Source organism: Solidesulfovibrio sp. C21, from assembly GCF_047785625.1.
Taxonomy (GTDB): domain Bacteria; phylum Desulfobacterota; class Desulfovibrionia; order Desulfovibrionales; family Desulfovibrionaceae; genus Solidesulfovibrio.
Genome location: NZ_JBLODY010000084.1, coordinates 1 through 16,440, shown reverse-complemented (window position 1 = coordinate 16,440; position 16,440 = coordinate 1). Strand labels below are relative to the sequence as shown.

Here is a 16,440-nt window from a genome sequence, read left to right as displayed (position 1 = left end):
TATTAAAAGTCTTTGGAAGGGGGCTTGGGGGAAACCTTTCTTCAGAAAGGTTTCCCCCAACTCTTTTATCGCAACCGAGCGCCGATGCGGTCGGCCACGGTCATGACGGCGAGGACGTACAGGTCGCTGTGGTTGTAGGCGTAGACCACGGCCTTGGTCTGGTCCTCGGTCATGCCGGGTTTCCAGCCGTGGCCGCGCAGGTAGCTGGCTACGCTGACGATGGCGTCGCCCGGGCAGAAGAGGTCGACGACCCCGTCGCCGTCGGCGTCCACGCCGTAGTGCAGGGCATTGGAGGGCATGAACTGGCAGATGCCGATGGCTCCGTAGATGGAGCCCGGAATGGCGGCCGGAGCCTGTTTTTTTGCGGCGGCGTAGCGCAAAAGCGCCTCGAGCTCCCGATAGGCCCACTCGGACCGATCCTTGGCGGCCTCGGCGGCGAAGGCGGCGCGGTCCGGATCGCCGTGCAGAGTCTTCATGTACGGTGCGATCTGGTCGAGTTTGGCGCTTCGGGCCAGGCTGGCCAGGACGCTTAGGGCGTCGCGGTTGCCGAGGAAGGAGCCGAGGTTGGTCTCGACCACCAGGAAGGCGGCGATCAGCTCCGGCGGCGGGCCGTAGTCGCGCCTGGCCTTGTCGAAGGCGGCCTTGTGCTCGCCCACGAACAGCGCGGCCGCGTCGATGACGGCCGGGGACAGAAAATGGCGGTAATTGCTTTGGGTCAGGGTCTTGTGACTGGGCTTTGGCCGGGGCTCGAATTTTTTCCTGACCATGGCGTCGACCTTGCGGGCCATGATCTCGGGCGAGTACCGGACCCCGCCCCCGGCGAACGTCCGGGCCAGGGTCGCCTTGTCCAGCCCGTCGGCGGCCAGCCTGCTGACGAGCGGCGTCCAGGCTCCCGCATTGACCACGGCCGGCGCGGCACTTGGAGCGGCGACGGCCGTGGCCTCCGGCGCGGCGGTCGTGTCGCCCGTGGCCACCGTGGGTGTCGGGGCGGTCGGGACGGCGTCGGTCGCGGCGTGGGCCGGACCGGGCGCATGCGCCGGGGCGCAGGACGCCAGCAGGGTCAGCACGGCCAGACAGGCGGCCAGCCGCAGAAGGAGTCTGCCTGGGGCGTTTGCGCGACGATGCGATGCCATGGTCAGCGTCCGCGCTCGAATTTGTCGAATTCCGCGAAAGCGCCGCGTTTGGCCCGGTTCTTGGCCTTGATGTCGCGCAACAGGTCCGCCGCCTCCACCGGGGCCACCTTGGTCCCCCGGGACATTTGCCCCGGTTCCAGGAATTGCCCGCCGAGATCGGTCAGTTCGTCGAGGGTGAGCATGGACCCGGTCGGCTGGGAGGGGTGGGGCGGTTGGACCTGGGCCTGCGGCGCGGCGGTCGCGGCCGGTTGGGCCGGCGTCGCTGCTGGGGGCATCGGGGCGGCTTCGGTCCGTGGGGCGGCCGGGGCCGGCTCGGACGGCGGGATTGGGGCGGCCATCCCGGGGGCGACCGGCGTCGCGGTCGCGGCGACAGGCGTCGTAAGGCTCGGCCCGGCCGCCTTGGTGGACTGCGGGGCGAGGGCTTGGCGCATAAGGCGTAGTTCGGCCAGGATTTCTTTTTGGACCGCGAGGATTTCGCGCAGGATCGATTCTTCCATGCCCGGGGTCTAGCATGCGTCCAAAAGGGGGTAAAGCCGTCAGCGGCGGTCCAGCTGGGCCAGGGTCGGGCTCATGGAGGTCAGGGCGGCGTTGGCGAGCAGCTTCGCGCCGTAGGGCGTCAGATGTACGCCGTCCGGGGTGCGGGCCGTGCGCGGGCCGCCCGGAGCGGGCAGGACCCTGGCGTAATGCCCGGAAGCGTCGGCCAGGGTGCGCCAGACATCCACAAAATGGCAGTCGGGCAGGGCGGCGATCTCTTTGGCGATGACGGTGTTGATGGTGGCCACGTCGGCATTGAGCCGGTGATCGGCCATGACCGGCGAGCCCACCCAGTAGATGCGGGCGGCCGGGTTGTGGCTTCTGGCCAGCGTGACCAGCCGGCGCACCCGCCGGGCGTATTCCGCGTTCCAGCCGGGACGGCCGAAGGCCACCTTCTTTCCGTCCGGCCGGGTCATGGTCTTGTTGTCGTTGGCGGCGATCATGATCACCACGGTATCGGGTTTGGCGGCGGCCAGGGCGGCCATCTCGCGTTCCCAATCGAAGAAATCGGGTCGGGCCAGGCCGCTTGAGACCTTGCCCCGGGCGGCAAAGGTGGTGCCCGGTCGTCCGGCCAGCATGGGGCGCAGGGCCTTGGCCAGGAAAATGGACAACGAATCCCCGGCCACGAGTACCGAACGCCCCGGGGCGATTCCCATGGACGGACGTGGCGCGGCGGCTTTGGCCGAACGTGCGGCCGGGGCGGCTGGCGTCGTCTTCTTGACGGCGACCTGGGTGGGCGTCGGGGCCGGTTGGGCCGGGACAACGCGCTTTGCCGGTGCGGGCGCGGGGGGATCGAGGGCGGCCAGCGTCACCAGCCGCAGCTGCCGGCCGGGGCCGCCGAGGTGATGGTCGTCGCGCACGGCCACCGGGCCGGAAAGGGGATGCGTGGCCGCCTTATCCACGGCCAGACGGACGCGGTAGGGCGCGACGGCTTCCCGCATGGCGTGCAAATCGGAGCTGGCGGCGACTGGCGGGGCCTTGGGCTCGAGGTCGAGGGACGCCACCAGGACGCGCAGGGAATCATCGGCAAGGGGCTGTGGCGCGGGCATGGGGTCGCAGTAGGGCGTCCTGGGCGCGCCGCAAAGCATGGCCAGAAGCGCGGCCAGAAAAAACAGGCTCTTGCCGGTGCGGGAACGTGTCGGAAACATGGCGTCTGTCGTGGCATCTGGCATGGCGGTGCGGGTGGTTTGCCGCCGTCCGGATCGTCCGGCCGGGGCTTGGCCGGAGGAATTGCAAGGCGCGGGCCGAAAATGTCTTTTGGGTATCACCTTGGATTCTTGGCTTTTATTGAAACGAAGCGGCGTCACTCCTCTGACGCCGAGCTGCTGACCGGTCAATCCGGTTGCCTTTTGGCGGCGGCGACGCTAGCGTGCGCCACGCTTTGAGCCTATTTTCCCGGAGAATGAGCAGACCCCGCGATGAACATCACCAGCTTTGAATTCGCCTTGTTTTTCGCGGCGATACTGCCGCTCAACTGGATACTGCGCCGGTGGGCCGCCCCCTACAGGGTGTTTTTGCTCCTGGCTTCCTATGTCTTTTACGCCTCGTTTAACGCCAAGTTTCTGCTGATCCTTCTGGTCTTCAGCTTCCTGACCTGGTTTTTCGCCGTGGTTTTCGCCGAGACCTCCGACCTTCGGTTCCGGCGATTCTGCATGATCCTCTACGTGGCCTTTTCCCTGGGCATGCTCGTTTTCTTCAAATATTACGAGATGCTCTACATTTCCTCCGACTGGCTGTTCCGCAACATCTCGGTTGCCAACCCCGTACCGCTGCTCGACGTCATCATGCCCATCGGCATCTCCTTTTTCACCTTCCAGGGCATGTCCTACGCCATCGACGTCTACAGGGACCCGGCCAAGGTGGAGCGCAGCCTGATCGAGGTGTTCTGCTTCATCGCCTTTTTCCCGACCATCCTGTCCGGGCCCATCCTGCGGGCCGGCAATTTCCTGCCCCAGCTGAAAAACAGCAAAGTGGAGCCGGCGGATTTCACCCGGGCCTTTTACCTGCTCACCCGGGGACTCATTAAAAAGATCATCATTTCGAGCTACCTGTCCGAGCACATCGTGCGCGCGACCTTCGGCGCGCCCGAGGGGTTTTCCTCGGCCGCCGTGCTGGTCGGGGTGCTGTCCTATTCCGCCCAGATATACTGCGACTTCTCGGGCTATTCCGATCTGGCCCAGGGCATCGCCCTGCTCATGGGCTTTGACGTGCCGGACAACTTCAACGCCCCCTACACCTCCCAGTCCCTGCGCGATTTCTGGCGGCGCTGGCACATCACCTTCTCCCTTTGGTTGCGCGATTACCTCTACATCTCCCTTGGCGGCAACCGGAAGGGACGCACGCGCAAGTTCGTCAACCTGATCGCCACCATGGGCCTTGGCGGCCTGTGGCACGGCGCGGCCTACAATTTTTTGGTATGGGGGTTCATCCACGGCTTCGGGCTGGTGGGCAACCACCTGATCATGGAGTACCGCAAGGCCCGGGCCGCGGCCCGGGTGGCGGCGGGCGTCGCGCTGCCGGAGGGGCTGACTTTTTCGGGGGCGGCCTGGGCGACGCTTTGCTGGCTGACGACGTTTACCTACGTCACGGTAGCCTGGGTCTTTTTCGGGGCCGAGGATGCGGGCAAGGCCGTGGACATCCTGAGCCGCATCGCGGCCTGGGACCCGTCGGGCGCGGGATTTCGGCCCACCTGCCTGGTTCTGGTGGGGCTCGTTTTGGCCGTGCAGCTCTTGAACTGGTCGGGCCGGGACGTGTTTCGCCGGGGTTTCGAATGGCTGCCCATGCCGGTGCAGGGCTTGGCCCTCGGCATCGCGGCGACGCTGATTCTCAAGCTCGGCCCGGATGGCGTGCTGCCGTTTATTTATTTTCAGTTTTAGAGACGAAGAGAATGCGAGAGGGGAACCCTTTTTGAAAAAAGGGTTCCCCTCTCGCGCTCTCCCCTCCAAAAAACTTTTAATGGTGACGGTGTGTTATCGTTATGAGTCTTTGGAAAGGGGGTCTGGGGGGAGAACCTTTCTGCAAGAAAGGTTTCCCCCCAGTGCTCTTTTTCCCCTGTTTTTTCGCCTTATTCCATAAATTTGGTATTTTTCTTGTAAGCAAGCCCCCGTTCTGGTAAGGTGACCCTCCAGGATGGGATACAGCCATGGCGGCTGTGCCATATTGCAAGCACCTCGAATTGTTGGGGAAGATGAAGCTCAGGAGGCTTTGGTGCTTGTCGTGGCGCGGCGTCAGGGACGCTGGCTGTTTGAGTTTCTTATACCATCCCGGGTCGCGTTTCTTACATTATCATGCCGCTGCCGGGGCTTGTCGGATGCGATGGGGGTCGCGGAAGGAAGTCGCGAAAGAGGCGATGAGGTGTTTTTCATGCGAAACCCGAGTCAGGCCCTCCTCCTGGCCGTACTGATGACGTCCCTGATCCTGCCTCCGGTGTTGCCGGCGGCCAAGGCGGCAACGGCCGGTCCTGCCCATAAAACACGGACGCGCATCCTGCTTGTGGGTGACTCTCTTTCCATTGGTCTTGGCGAGCAGCTGGAAATGATTTTCGCCGGGCAGCCCGGCGTGCGTTTCGGACATTTGGGCAAGGTCTCGAGCGGCTTGGCCAACCCGGCCTTTTTCGACTGGGACGCCCATTTGACATCCCTGGTCGCGGCCGGCCATCCCGACATGGTGCTCATCATGGTGGGCGCCAACGACGACAAGCCCCTGCCCGGTCCGGGCGGCAAATCGCTTCCTTTCGGCACCAAGGCCTGTGACGCGGCGTACGCCGCGCGCCTGGCCAAGCTGCACGGCATTATCCGGGCGGCCAACCCCGGCGCTTCCGTTTATTTCCTCGGCGTGCCGGTCATGGCCGATGCCGCCTTTGATAAAAAAATGATTCATATGAGCGGGGTTATCGCGGCCACGGCGCGCCGTTTGCCCGACAGCCATTATATCGACGTGCGCGATGTGCTGGCCGACGCCAAAGGCGCGTTCGCTCCGGTGGCCAAAGCCCCGGACGGCGGCCTGACCAAGTTGCGGGCCGCCGACGGCGTGCATATTTCCAGAACCGGCTCCCGGCTTCTGGCCGCGCGTTGTCTGGAGGCCGTTGCCGATGCGGCCGGTCTGCCCAAGGCGCGGCTTTTGGCTTCCATAGAGGACAGGGACGTGCGCCCGGTCGCCGGGACGGCCGCCAGTCCCGCCGCCGCGCCCGTCAGGATGGTGGCGGCCGCCAAGCCCCAGGCCGCCAAGCCCGAAGTCGCCAAGGCACAGGCGCAGCCGGCCAAGGCGCCCGAAGTGGCGATCGCTGTGGCCAAGCCCGTTTCCCCGGCGCCTTCCGCCGTGGCCTACACCGTGGCCGACGGCGACACGCTGTGGTCCGTGGCCAAGCGCCTCGGCGTCTCGGCCGATGCCCTGGCCCAGGCCAATCCGGGTGTGGACCCGCGCCGCCTGTCCATCGGCCAGTCCCTGGCCGTTCCTGCCGGCGGCACGATGGTGGCTGCGGTCTCGTCGACATCCCGGCCCGTTGGCACTGTGACGATACAGCCCGCCGCCGCGGCCGGGCACGGGCATATCGTGGCCGAGGGTGACAACTACTGGTCCGTGGCCCGTCGGTACGATGTGAGCGTGGCCGCCCTGACCGCCGCCAACCCCGGTGTCGATCCCACCCGGCTGCGCATCGGCCAGGAACTCGCCATTCCCGCCGGGGCCGCTCCCGGCGCGCCGGTCCACGTCGCGGACGAGGGGCGTTACGTGGTTGCCGACGGCGACAATTTCTGGGTCATCGCCCATCGCCTCGGCCTCGACGTGGCCGCGCTCACCCAGGCCAATGCCGCCGTGAACCCGCAAAAGCTCCAGCCCGGCCAGGTGTTGTCCCTGCCCGGCGTGGCCAAGGCCGAAAGCGGCGATCGGGCTCCGGCCCGGGATTCCCGGACCGTCGGCGACGCCGCCCTCTACCCGGTGTCCAAGGGCGATACCCTGTGGGCGCTTTCCCGCCGCTTCGGCGTGGACCTCGAAACCCTGCTCACGGTCAACGGCGAGGTCGATCCTTCCCGCCTGCAGGTCGGCCAGCTTGTGACCATCCCCGTCGGCCAGCCCATGGCGTCGGTCGAGACCTTGGCCTTCCCGGTGTCCGAGGGCGACACCCTGGCCGGCATTGCCAAGCGTTTCGACGTGAGCGTCGCCGATCTTTTGGCCGCCAACCCCGGCGTCGATCCGCTCCGCCTGCAGGTGGGCCAGATGTTGCGGGTCCCGTCGTCCCTGGCCGCCGTGGCCGCCTCGGGCTCGGGCCGGCCGACTCCGGCCAAGGCTTCCGTGCCCACGGCCAACCCCGCCGATGCGTCGCCGGCTGTGGGCGCGGCGGCGCGTGCGCACACCGTGTCGCTTGGCGATACGGTCTGGGACATCGCCCGTCGCTACGGCATCAGCGTGGAGCGCATCCTGTCGGAAAACAGTGGCCTGGACCCCATGCATCTGCGCATCGGCCAGACCGTGCACCTGCCCAACACCGTCGTGACCATGGCGGCGGTGCGCTAGTGTCGCGTTCTCTAAAAAATATTGTCATATTTTTTAGAGAACGCGACATTAGATCGGCTGGGGGGCGGCAAAAAGGCCGGGGGAAACACTCCGGTGGCCAACAGGCCGTTGCCTTCTGGCTCCCCCTCCGCGATTTTCGAACGACAGCTTGTGACGCGTGCGGCCTGAAGCCCGGTTTCGGGCGATCGGCTTGCCGTAGCGGACAGCAAGGGCCGCGAAAATCCTGACCTCGCCCTTCCAAAGGGCCTGTGTCGGGGCTTTCGCGGCCCGTTGCCTTGTGGTTTGGAGGAATGCTGACGGGCCTGTCCCCGGCGGCGTGCGGGAGTGCTTCCCCCCGCACGCGTTGCCGGAGTCCGGGGCTTTACAGCAGCACCCATACGGCGACGAGGCCGGTTGCGGTCATGGTGATGGTGTAGGGCAGGGCCAGGCGCACCATCTGGCCGTAGGACAGGCGGATGAGCGGCGCCAAGGCCGAGGTCAGCAGGAACAGGAACGCGGCCTGGCCGTTGGGCGTGGCCACGCTCGGGATGTTGGTGCCGGTGTTGATGGCCACGGCCAGCCGGTCGAACTGTTCTATGGTCGCCGTGACCTTGGGCAGCACTTCACTGGGCAGCGCGGCCAGGACGTCGACCCGGTTGAGGTGGGCGTCGGTCAGCCTGGCCAGCAGGTCGGTCCCGCTCATGCCAAGTCCCTGCATCTCGGAGAAGAGCTTGATGAAATGCGCCTTGGTCTCGGTAATGTAGACCGTGGCCACGAAGACGTTATCGCTGATCATGGAAAGCAGGCCGTTGGCCAGATAGTAGGCCGCGGTCTGGCTTTTGCCGGAAAGCGACAGCACGAAATCGATGATGGGCGTGAAGAGATGCTGGTCGTGGATGACGGCCACCACCGCGAAAAAGACCACGAGCAGGGCGGTAAACGGCAGGGCCTCGGTGAAGGCGTTGCCGATCTGATGCTCCTCGGTGCGGCCGCAAAAGGCGGTGAGCAAAATGATGATGGACAGGCCGATCAGCCCCACCTCGGCCAGATGCAGGGCCAGGGCGATGACGAGGTAGATGGCCGCCACCGCCTGGACGTAGAGCGCGGCCCGGGCCTTGTTGGTCATTGCGGATTCGCGCCGGGTGTCCTCGTCGGCCAGAATCCGGCGTACGGCGGTGGGCAGGGCGTAGCCGTAGCCGGAAAGGCGGAAGCGCTCGACCGCGACGCAGGTTAAAAGGCCCATGGCCAGCACCGGCATGGAAACCGGCGCCATCTTGACGAAGAATTCCATGAAGTGCCAGCCCATCTCGTGGGCCACCAGCAGGTTCTGGGGCTCGCCAACCAGCGTGCACACGCCGCCAAGGGCCGTGCCCACCGCGCCGTGCATCATGAGGTTACGTAAAAATCCACGAAATTCCTTGAGATCGCGTCTGCAGACGTCGTCAAGCGCGGATTCGTCGCCGAGTCTGCATTGCCCGGAGGAGACGAAGCGGTGGTAGACCTCGTAAAAGCCCAGGGCCACGGCGATGATGACGGCGGTGACGGTCAGGGCGTCGAGGAAGGCCGACAGAAAGGCCCCGGCAAAGCAGAACAGGAGCGACAGCAGGATTTTCGAGCGCACCTTTATAAGCAGCTTGGTGAAGGAGTACTGGAGCATGTCCTTCATGAAATAGATGCCGGCCACCATGAAGATGAGCAGCAAGATGACGGGAAAGTTGTGCAGGGCCTCGTCGTAGAGGGTTTCCGGCGAGGTCATGCCCAGGATGACGGCTTCCAGGGCGAGCAGGCCGCCGGCCGGCAGCGGATAACAGGAAAGGGCCATGGCCAGGGTGAAGATGAATTCGGCGATGAGCACCCAGCCGGTGACGAACGGACCGGCCAGTTGCAGCAAAATGGGATTGAGAATGAGAAAGGCGGCGATGGTCAGCTTGTACCAGTCGGGCGAGGCGCCGAGCAGGTTGGAGAGGAAAGCCTGGGGTAACGTCTTGGTCATGCGGATGCTCCTTGGGCGCGCGTGATCGGGGCCTATCGGTCGATACGACAATAGTATTACAATAGAGTAATTATGCCGTCGGGCCAAGGACTTCCGGCGACCGGGCGCGCGGGAAAGGGCCGGATCAGGCGGTGGGCCAGACGATGCGGATGCTGCCTGGGAGCATGTCCAGGTGCGCGCCCAGACCTTGGGCCAGGGCGCGCCCGTCGTCGCCATCCGGGGCGGGGGCATCGGGATCGAGCCCCGACACGGCCAGGGCGGGACCGTCGGCGTCGGCCCGGGAGGCGACGGTTATGGCGTGCTCCGGGCCGGGGCGCTCCAGGGCGACGTCCAGGCACCAGGCGAGCAGGCGGCACAGCAGGAAGGGGTCGGCGGTGACCGTGGCGGCATCGCCGGGCAGGGCCGAGAGTTCCACCTTGCGCATACCGGCCTGCCGGCAGGCCAGGGCCACGGCTAGGTTGGCGGCCTCGGGCAGGGAGATGGCGCGCTCGGCTGCGTCCGGTGTATGGGCGAAGCGGTTGAAATGGGTGAGCAGCGCGTCGCCCCTGCGCACTTGCCGCTGCAGGCAGGCGGCCGTCGCGGCCAGCCGTTCGGGGTCGAGGGGCATGCCTTTCCCGGCCATTGCGGCAAGGTCTTCGAGCAGACCGGCCTGCTCGTTCATCACGGCCAGGACGTTTTTGAGTTCGTGGGAGACCGAGGCGCTGATGCGGCCGAAAAAGAGCAGGTCGTCGCGTTGCGGCATGGGCGTACCCTCCTCATGCGTCCCCGCGATCGGGGAAGTCTCGTTAGCCCTGGCCGCCGGCCAAAGCCGTGCCCACGGCGGCGATGAGGTCGTCGATGCGCACGGGCTTGACCAGATAGCCGGCGGCTTCGGCCGAACCGGCCCGGAAATCTTCCTCCGAGCCGTGGCCGGTCATGAAAATGAACCGCATGCCGGGGCGCAGGCGCTGGAGCTTTTTTTTGAGATCCAGGCCGCTTAAGCCCGGCATCTTCATGTCCAGCACGGCCAGGTCGTAGGCCCCGGCCCGGACCTTGTCCGAGGCTTCGTCGCCGTCCGTGGCGTACTCGGCCTCGATGCCCCGCAGATTGAGTCGCTCGGCCAGGGCCGAGACGAGTTCCTTTTCGTCATCCACGAGCAGTATGCGCATTGTCGGCGTCTCCTTTGGACAGCGGGAACGTCACGGTGAAGGTTGCGCCGTGGCCGAGTTCGCTTTCCACGGCCAGCGTGCCGCCGAGCTCCTGCACGAGCCCGTAGGTGATGGAGAGCCCGAGCCCCGTGCCGCCCTTTTTCTTTTTGGTGGAGTAAAACGGTTCGAAGATGCGTTTGACGTCGGCCGCCGGGATGCCGCAGCCGTTGTCCGCGACGCTGACGGCCACGGTCTCCGGGCTTGGCGCGAAGACGCGCAGGCACAGATGCCCGCCGTCGTCCATGGCCTGGAAGGCGTTGTTGACGAGGTTCAAAAGGATCTGCTGCAGCTTGCCCCGGTCGGATTCGAGGTCGGGCACGTTCGGCTCGGCTTCCACGTCCACCTGGATGCGGCGGTATTCGGCCTCCTTGGTCAGGAAGCTCAAGACCTCCTCGGCGATCTTGGTCAGACTCACCGCCTCGACGTGCACTTCCAGGTGCCGGGCAAAGGAAAGCAGGCGCTTGGTGATGGTGCCGGCGCGCTCCACCGAGGCCAGGATGGAGTCGATCAGGCCGACCAGGCGGTCCGGCGTCGGCGGCTCCTTGGCGTAGCGCAGCAGGTCCTGCATGAGCCCGGCCTTTTCGTTGATGATCGCCAGCGGGTTGTTGATCTCGTGGGCCACGCCGGCGGCCAGCCGGCCGATGGAGGCCATGCGGTTGGTGTGCTCCATCTGCTGCATGGTCTTGGCCCGGGTCTGGTCGGCGGCGTGGATTTTTTCCACCATGTAGGTGGCCACGCCCACGATCACGACCAGGATGACGAGCATGCTCGCGGCCAGAAAGCCGAAGAGGTCCAGGCGCATGGCATACCAGGGCTTCATGAGCTCGGCCTGGCGCTTGACCACCATGAGGATCAGCGGCGTGCGGTCGATGTAAGCGCAGCCGACGATGAGGCCGTTCTCGGCGGTTTTGGTCTCGAAGACCTCGGTGCGGTCCGAGGGCGGCGGCACGGGCAGGCGCAGATGCTCGAAGACCGCGCCGTGGGAGCGGGACATGGTCTGGAGCACGCCCTGATGGTTGATGAGGAAGGCGTCGCCGCCGCCGGAAAGGTCGAGGCTCGAAAGAATATCGTTGATGCGCTGGGTGTCGACGGTCGCCCGTAGCACGAAAAAGCCGCCGCCGCTTCGGGCGGCCCGCACGGCGATGACCATGTGGGGGACGTTGCGGAACCCCAGAAAAATGTCGCTGATGTAGTGGCCCGTGGCGGCGGTGGCGGTGAACCAGGCTTCCTTGGAATAGTCGATGCCGAGCAGGTCGTAGGGGCCGACGTAGGCGATCTGCCTGCCGGTGTCGTCGATGACGCCGAGGTCCATGAAACCGCCGAAGGCGGCCTTCAAATCCTTGAGCAGCTCGGCCAGGCGTCCGGGCGTGGCCAGGGAGGCATAGGCCTCTTCCCGGGCGGCGAACCCAAGCGCCGCCAGGCGTTCGTCCAGGAAATAGGTCAGGGTGCGCCGGGTGTTGGAGGTGGTGATGGCGGTGCGGTGCAGATTTTCCTGGGTGACGGCCCGCTTGGTGACGCCAAAATCGATGACCGTCATGATGCAAAGGGGCGTCAGCGAGACGGCGGTCAGAAGCGCGACCGACAGCCACCACAGCCGGCGGAAGTTGAACAGGCTTCGGTACGGCCCCCCCGTGTCGGCGGCGCCGTCCCAGAATTGCGGGCGCAATCGGTCAAAAAGCCCCATGGCGGCCCATCCTTGTTTGCCAGGTCCTCGGGCGGCGCCCCGGGAAGGCCGCCCACGGCGACCTTCCCGGAAAGGAATTCCAACGCCTTATGGAATAGTGAATATTTTCCGCGTCATTTTCAAGGGGGGCTAGCCGGCGGCTTTTTTCGAACGCACCTTTTCGTTGGCCTTTTTGAGGGTATCGCTCAAGAGCTCGATATCCACGGGCTTTTGCAGGTAGGCGAACGCGCCCAGGCGCATGCATTCCTCGCGGTCGGACTCGGAACCGTGACCGGTCAGGATGATGACCTCGACGTCGGGACGCTCGGCCTTGGTGCGTTTGAGAACCTCCAGGCCGTCGATGCCCGGCATCTTGAGGTCGAGGACCATCACTTCCGGCTCGTCGTCGGCGATCATCTCCAGGGCGGATTCGCCGTCGAAGACCACGTGGGAACCGACCTCGCGCATGGACAGGCGCTCGGAGAGCGTTTGCACGAATTCCCGCTCGTCGTCGACGAGCAGGACCTTGGTCGGCATCTCGAAGTCGGCCCGGCGGTAGATGTCGGTCTGGTAATAGCCCTTGCCCACCTTGGTCACCACGTCGGTGACGCCTTCGATCCTGCCGGCGATGCCGCGCAGTTCGTTTTCCAGGCGGTCGAGGAGCAGGACCTTCTTGTTGATGATAAGCGACACCACGCCGTCACGGGCGGTCACGCCCACGTCGTGGCCCTTGCCGGTGATGGCCGTCTCGACCTTGGCCGCCAGCAGGAAATCCCTGGCAAAGCGGCGGGAGGCTTCGCTGACGGCAACGGCCGGGTCGGCCAGGTGCTTGACGATGAGCATGGCGGCCTCGTCCACGCTGGTCTTGTCCATGGGAACGACCATGTCGTAGAGGGCCGGGGACCAGGGGTCCTTGGCATCGGCCACGAGCCCGGACCACATGGCCCGGTCTTCGTCGCCGCGTTCAAGGGCCCGCTTGGCGTCGCGGTCGGACAGCCCCGCCTCCTCGGCGGCGGCGGCCCGGCGGAAGGTGGCGTCGGCGATCAGGCAGGCCCGCAGGATGTGGGTGATTTCGCGGGGCGGAAGCAGCGCGCAAAAACCGGCGATGACGAGCTTGTCCTCCTCGACGAGGCGGCTGGCCAGGGCCAGGCGCAGCCAGGCGGCGGCACGCTGTTTTTCATGGGTGAACTTGTTGAAAACCGAGGTCTTGGCCGAGAAGGCCTTTTCGATTTTGTCCAGGCCGAGGCCGGAGAGCTTGGCGGCGAGAAGGGTCATGTCCTCGTCGCGCACGACCGGCAGGCCCGTTTTCTCGGCCAGGGCCGCGACCACCGACTGTTCCTTGCAGTATACGCCGCTGAAAAGGGAGATGACGGACATTGTGGCGACTCCTTGGTATTCGTGCTTAGGCGCCGGGCAGACGGCAAACGCTGGTAAGCGGGCAACTCTCGCCGGGAGCATGCCAGGAGTCCTTGTGCACGGAGCACAGGGCCTGATTCAGGTCCGGATAGAGATGATCCTCGCCGATATGTTCCAGGAGGTGGGTCCGTTTCATGACGTCCATAACGGATTCCTTCACGCCGCAAAGCGAGATGTCAAGGCCGGCGCTGCGGACCCGGTCCACAAGCAGGGACAATGCTTCCTCGCCCGAGGCGTCCATGTCGTTGACGCCGTCCGCGGCCAGGATAATGTGCTTGAGGTTTTTGTTGGATTGCATGCGGTCGGTGATCTGGTCTTCCAGAAAGCTCGCATTGGCGAAGAAAAGCGTGCCGTCAAAGCGCACCACGGCCACGTACGGGCATTCGGCCAGTTTGAACACCGAGGCGTCGCGGTAGGCGCTGTCCTCGGTCAGCGACAGGGAGGCCACGCGCGGGCGCATGCTCTTGTAGAGGAAGACCAGAAGCGACAGCACCACGCCGATCATGATGCCCTTGTCCAGGTGCGGGGCGAAAACCAGGGTGGCGATGAAGGTGATGATGGAGATGGCGCCGTCGTACCACTGGGCCTTCCAGGCGTGGATGAAGCCCGTGGCGTTAAGGAGTCCGATGACGGCCATCATGATGACGGCGGCCAGCACGCTCTGGGGCAGGTTGTAGAGCAGGGGGGTGAAGAAAAAGAGCGTGATGACCACGGTGGCGCTGGTAAAGACCGAGGAGAACCCGGTCATGGCGCCGGCCTGCAGGTTGACGGCCGAGCGGGAGAAGGAACCCGAGGCCGGGTAGCTCTGGGCCGCCGAGCCGAGGATGTTGGCCAGGCCCTGGCCGATGAGTTCCTGGTTGGGATCGAGCCGCTGGCCGGTCTTGGCGGCCATGGCCTTGGCGATGGAGATGGCTTCCATGAAGCCGAGCAGGGCGATGATGGCGGCGTAGGGGAAGAGCTTCAGTATGACCTTGAGGTCGAGCTTCGGGAAGCTGATGCCGGGCAGGCCCGAGGGCACCACGCCGACCACCTGGCCGCCGCCGATCATGAGCAGCTTGTCGGCCCTAAGCGGACTGTTGCCCACGCGCATGATCCAGGTCCGGCCGTCGGTCGCGGTTCCGGCCGGGGCCTCGCCTTGAAGGTAGAAGGAAAGGCTTCCGCCCTCGCCGGGCACGGCGACCAGGAGGTAGCCGCGCAGCTTGGTGCGGTAGAGGCTGCTTTCTTCCTTGGCCACGGTCTTTTGCAGATCGAGCAGGGCCAGTTCATGGGTGATGTCGAGGACTTCGGTCGCGTCGCCGGAGGCCTTGGCCGCGTCTTCGCGCGGGGTCATGGCGGCGCGCTTGGCGGCGATGGCCGGCAGTTCGGCCGCGGCCTTGTTGAAGGCCGCGATGTCGGCCAGGACCTGGGGCGACTTGATGGCGCTTATGTCCACCTTGGCGTTGTGCTCGAACCCGATGGACCAGGAGACCAGCGTGGTGATGACCACGGCCACCAGCACGTTGGGGATGCGGGGGTTGAGCTTTTTAAGCCCGAACATGATGGCGAAGGCGGCCGCGCCCATGATCAGCGTCGGCCAGTGGGTGTGGTGCACGGCCGCGGCCACCACCCGCATGATGGTCTCGTAGTAGTGGTCGGCCGCGTCCACGGACACGCCGAACATCTTGGACAGCTGGGAGGTGGCGATGATGAGCGCGCCGGCGTTGGTGAAGCCGTTGACCACGGGGTGGGACAGGAAGTTGACCACCAGCCCCAGGCGCAGGACGCCGAGCGAGAACTGGAAGATGCCGACGAGCAGGGCCAGCAGGATGGCGTAGGCGATGTAGCCTTCCGATCCGGCCGTGGCCAGCGGCGCCAGCGAAGCCGAGGTCATCAGTGAGACCACGGCCACGGGGCCGGTGGCGAGCTGACGGCTGGAGCCGAAAAGCGCGGCCACCAGCGGCGGCAGAAACGAGGCGTACAGGCCGTAGTAGGGCGGCATGCCGGCCAGCTGGGCGTAGGCCATGGATTGGGGGATGAGCACGAGGGCCACGGTGAGGCCGGCAATGGCGTCGGCCCGAAACGCCGCCATGTCGTAGCCCTTGAACCAGCCGAGGAAGGGGAAGATTCTAAGCAGCATCAGCAACTCCCGTCACGTGGTTTGGCCAGCATCCTGCGGCAGGATGCGATCAGCTCGTCGAAAAGCGCCCCGGCGTCGTAGAGGTTGCAGGTCTTGAGCCGCAACAGCCCGTCGACCATGGCGAAAAGGATCATGGCGGTTTCCCGGGGCGGAAAGTCTCCCATGGACCCGTCGCGCTGGCCGGCGCGCACCACACGTTCGAAGATGTCGGTCAGACAGTTGTAGATGGCCGCCAGATGGGCCCGGCATTCGTTGTTGTCCTCAGCCAGCTGGTGGGGAAACTGCCGTTGGAGCAGGGTGAATTCGTGCTCCATCAGCCCCGCGAGATGAAAATAAAACGTCACGGCCTCTTCCATCATTTCCAGTCCCGAGGCGAACTCCCGGCTGGTGAAGGCGGCTTCGTACTCTTCCAGGATGCGGGTCTTGGCCTGCTCCAAAATGGCGATGAGAAGCCCTTCCTTGCTCTTGAAATGATAAAAGATCGTGCCCTCGGCGGTGCCGGTCACCTTGCAGATGTCCTGCATGGTGGTATCCTGGAACCCCTTGTGGGCGAACAGCACGGTGGCTGCGTAGCGGATGGCTTCTTTTTTCGTCATGTGAAGTCCGGCACAATTCGACTGAGTGCTCAGTCGGTTTTTTCTTATGCTCGGCCCCCAAGCGTGTCAAGAAAATAGGGTATTTTTGTTTCGATTTGAAACACATAAATTATGTATATTAATTAATAGCTTATGTTTTAATCCGTGGAAATTGTCAAAAATGAGCCTCTCATGTTCCATTGGTGTTGCAAAGTGGAGATATATGCTAATCTAGTAATAATAATTAATTAATACAATAAATTATCTGTCAAATACTGACCAGGGGAACCATCCCTTGGAGAATTTTGGGGGAGGGAGGGGGCCGGGGGAGGG

The 16,440-nt window shown here is 64.9% G+C and carries 12 protein-coding genes; 2 read left to right on the top strand and 10 right to left on the bottom strand.

What is annotated here, in order from left to right; all coding sequences use genetic code 11:
- Window positions 1-65: 65 nt before the first annotated feature.
- From ACMZ6R_RS17755 to ACMZ6R_RS17745, 3 genes are read right to left on the bottom strand one after another with little or no spacing between them, the layout of a single operon-like run.
- Window positions 66-1,133: a lytic murein transglycosylase gene (locus ACMZ6R_RS17755; protein WP_416113950.1), complete on the bottom strand. Its 1,068-nt coding sequence runs from the start codon at window positions 1,131-1,133 to the stop codon at window positions 66-68.
- Between the two features lie 2 nt (window positions 1,134-1,135).
- Window positions 1,136-1,630: a hypothetical protein gene (locus ACMZ6R_RS17750; protein ID WP_416113948.1), complete on the bottom strand. Its 495-nt coding sequence runs from the start codon at window positions 1,628-1,630 to the stop codon at window positions 1,136-1,138.
- 39 nt (window positions 1,631-1,669) lie between these two features.
- A complete protein-coding gene (locus tag ACMZ6R_RS17745; RefSeq protein ID WP_416113946.1) occupies window positions 1,670-2,815 on the bottom strand; it encodes a DUF459 domain-containing protein in 1,146 nt (381 codons plus the stop codon).
- Between the two features lie 270 nt (window positions 2,816-3,085).
- Here ACMZ6R_RS17745 and ACMZ6R_RS17740 point away from each other — a divergent pair, with 270 nt between their 5' ends.
- A complete protein-coding gene (locus tag ACMZ6R_RS17740; protein ID WP_416113944.1) occupies window positions 3,086-4,543 on the top strand; it encodes an MBOAT family O-acyltransferase in 1,458 nt (485 codons plus the stop codon).
- A 487-nt stretch (window positions 4,544-5,030) separates the two neighbouring features.
- Window positions 5,031-7,178 (top strand): LysM peptidoglycan-binding domain-containing protein, encoded by a 2,148-nt coding sequence (locus ACMZ6R_RS17735; protein ID WP_416113942.1) that lies wholly within the window; start codon window positions 5,031-5,033, stop codon window positions 7,176-7,178.
- Window positions 7,179-7,539: 361 nt separating this feature from the next.
- Here ACMZ6R_RS17735 and nhaB read toward each other — a convergent pair whose 3' ends face one another.
- From nhaB to ACMZ6R_RS17700, 7 genes are all read right to left on the bottom strand, one after another.
- Complete coding sequence (gene nhaB, locus ACMZ6R_RS17730; RefSeq protein ID WP_416113940.1) at window positions 7,540-9,150, bottom strand: sodium/proton antiporter NhaB; 1,611 nt, start codon at window positions 9,148-9,150, stop codon at window positions 7,540-7,542.
- A gap of 124 nt (window positions 9,151-9,274) precedes the next feature.
- Window positions 9,275-9,892 (bottom strand): sensor histidine kinase, encoded by a 618-nt coding sequence (locus ACMZ6R_RS17725; RefSeq protein WP_416113938.1) that lies wholly within the window; start codon window positions 9,890-9,892, stop codon window positions 9,275-9,277.
- A gap of 43 nt (window positions 9,893-9,935) precedes the next feature.
- Entirely contained in the window at window positions 9,936-10,298 is a 363-nt protein-coding gene (locus ACMZ6R_RS17720) for a response regulator (RefSeq protein ID WP_416113936.1), read from the bottom strand.
- The gene (locus ACMZ6R_RS17715) at window positions 10,276-12,021 is read right to left on the bottom strand and encodes a sensor histidine kinase (protein WP_416113934.1); all 1,746 of its coding nucleotides are present in this window, start codon (window positions 12,019-12,021) and stop codon (window positions 10,276-10,278) included. The genes ACMZ6R_RS17720 and ACMZ6R_RS17715 overlap by 23 nt, the downstream gene beginning before the upstream one ends.
- A gap of 129 nt (window positions 12,022-12,150) precedes the next feature.
- Entirely contained in the window at window positions 12,151-13,377 is a 1,227-nt protein-coding gene (locus ACMZ6R_RS17710) for a response regulator (protein WP_416113932.1), read from the bottom strand.
- A gap of 25 nt (window positions 13,378-13,402) precedes the next feature.
- Entirely contained in the window at window positions 13,403-15,532 is a 2,130-nt protein-coding gene (locus ACMZ6R_RS17705) for a SulP family inorganic anion transporter (RefSeq protein ID WP_416113930.1), read from the bottom strand.
- Complete coding sequence (locus ACMZ6R_RS17700) at window positions 15,532-16,128, bottom strand: TetR/AcrR family transcriptional regulator (RefSeq protein WP_416113928.1); 597 nt, start codon at window positions 16,126-16,128, stop codon at window positions 15,532-15,534. The genes ACMZ6R_RS17705 and ACMZ6R_RS17700 overlap by 1 nt, the downstream gene beginning before the upstream one ends.
- Window positions 16,129-16,440 lie beyond the last annotated feature (312 nt).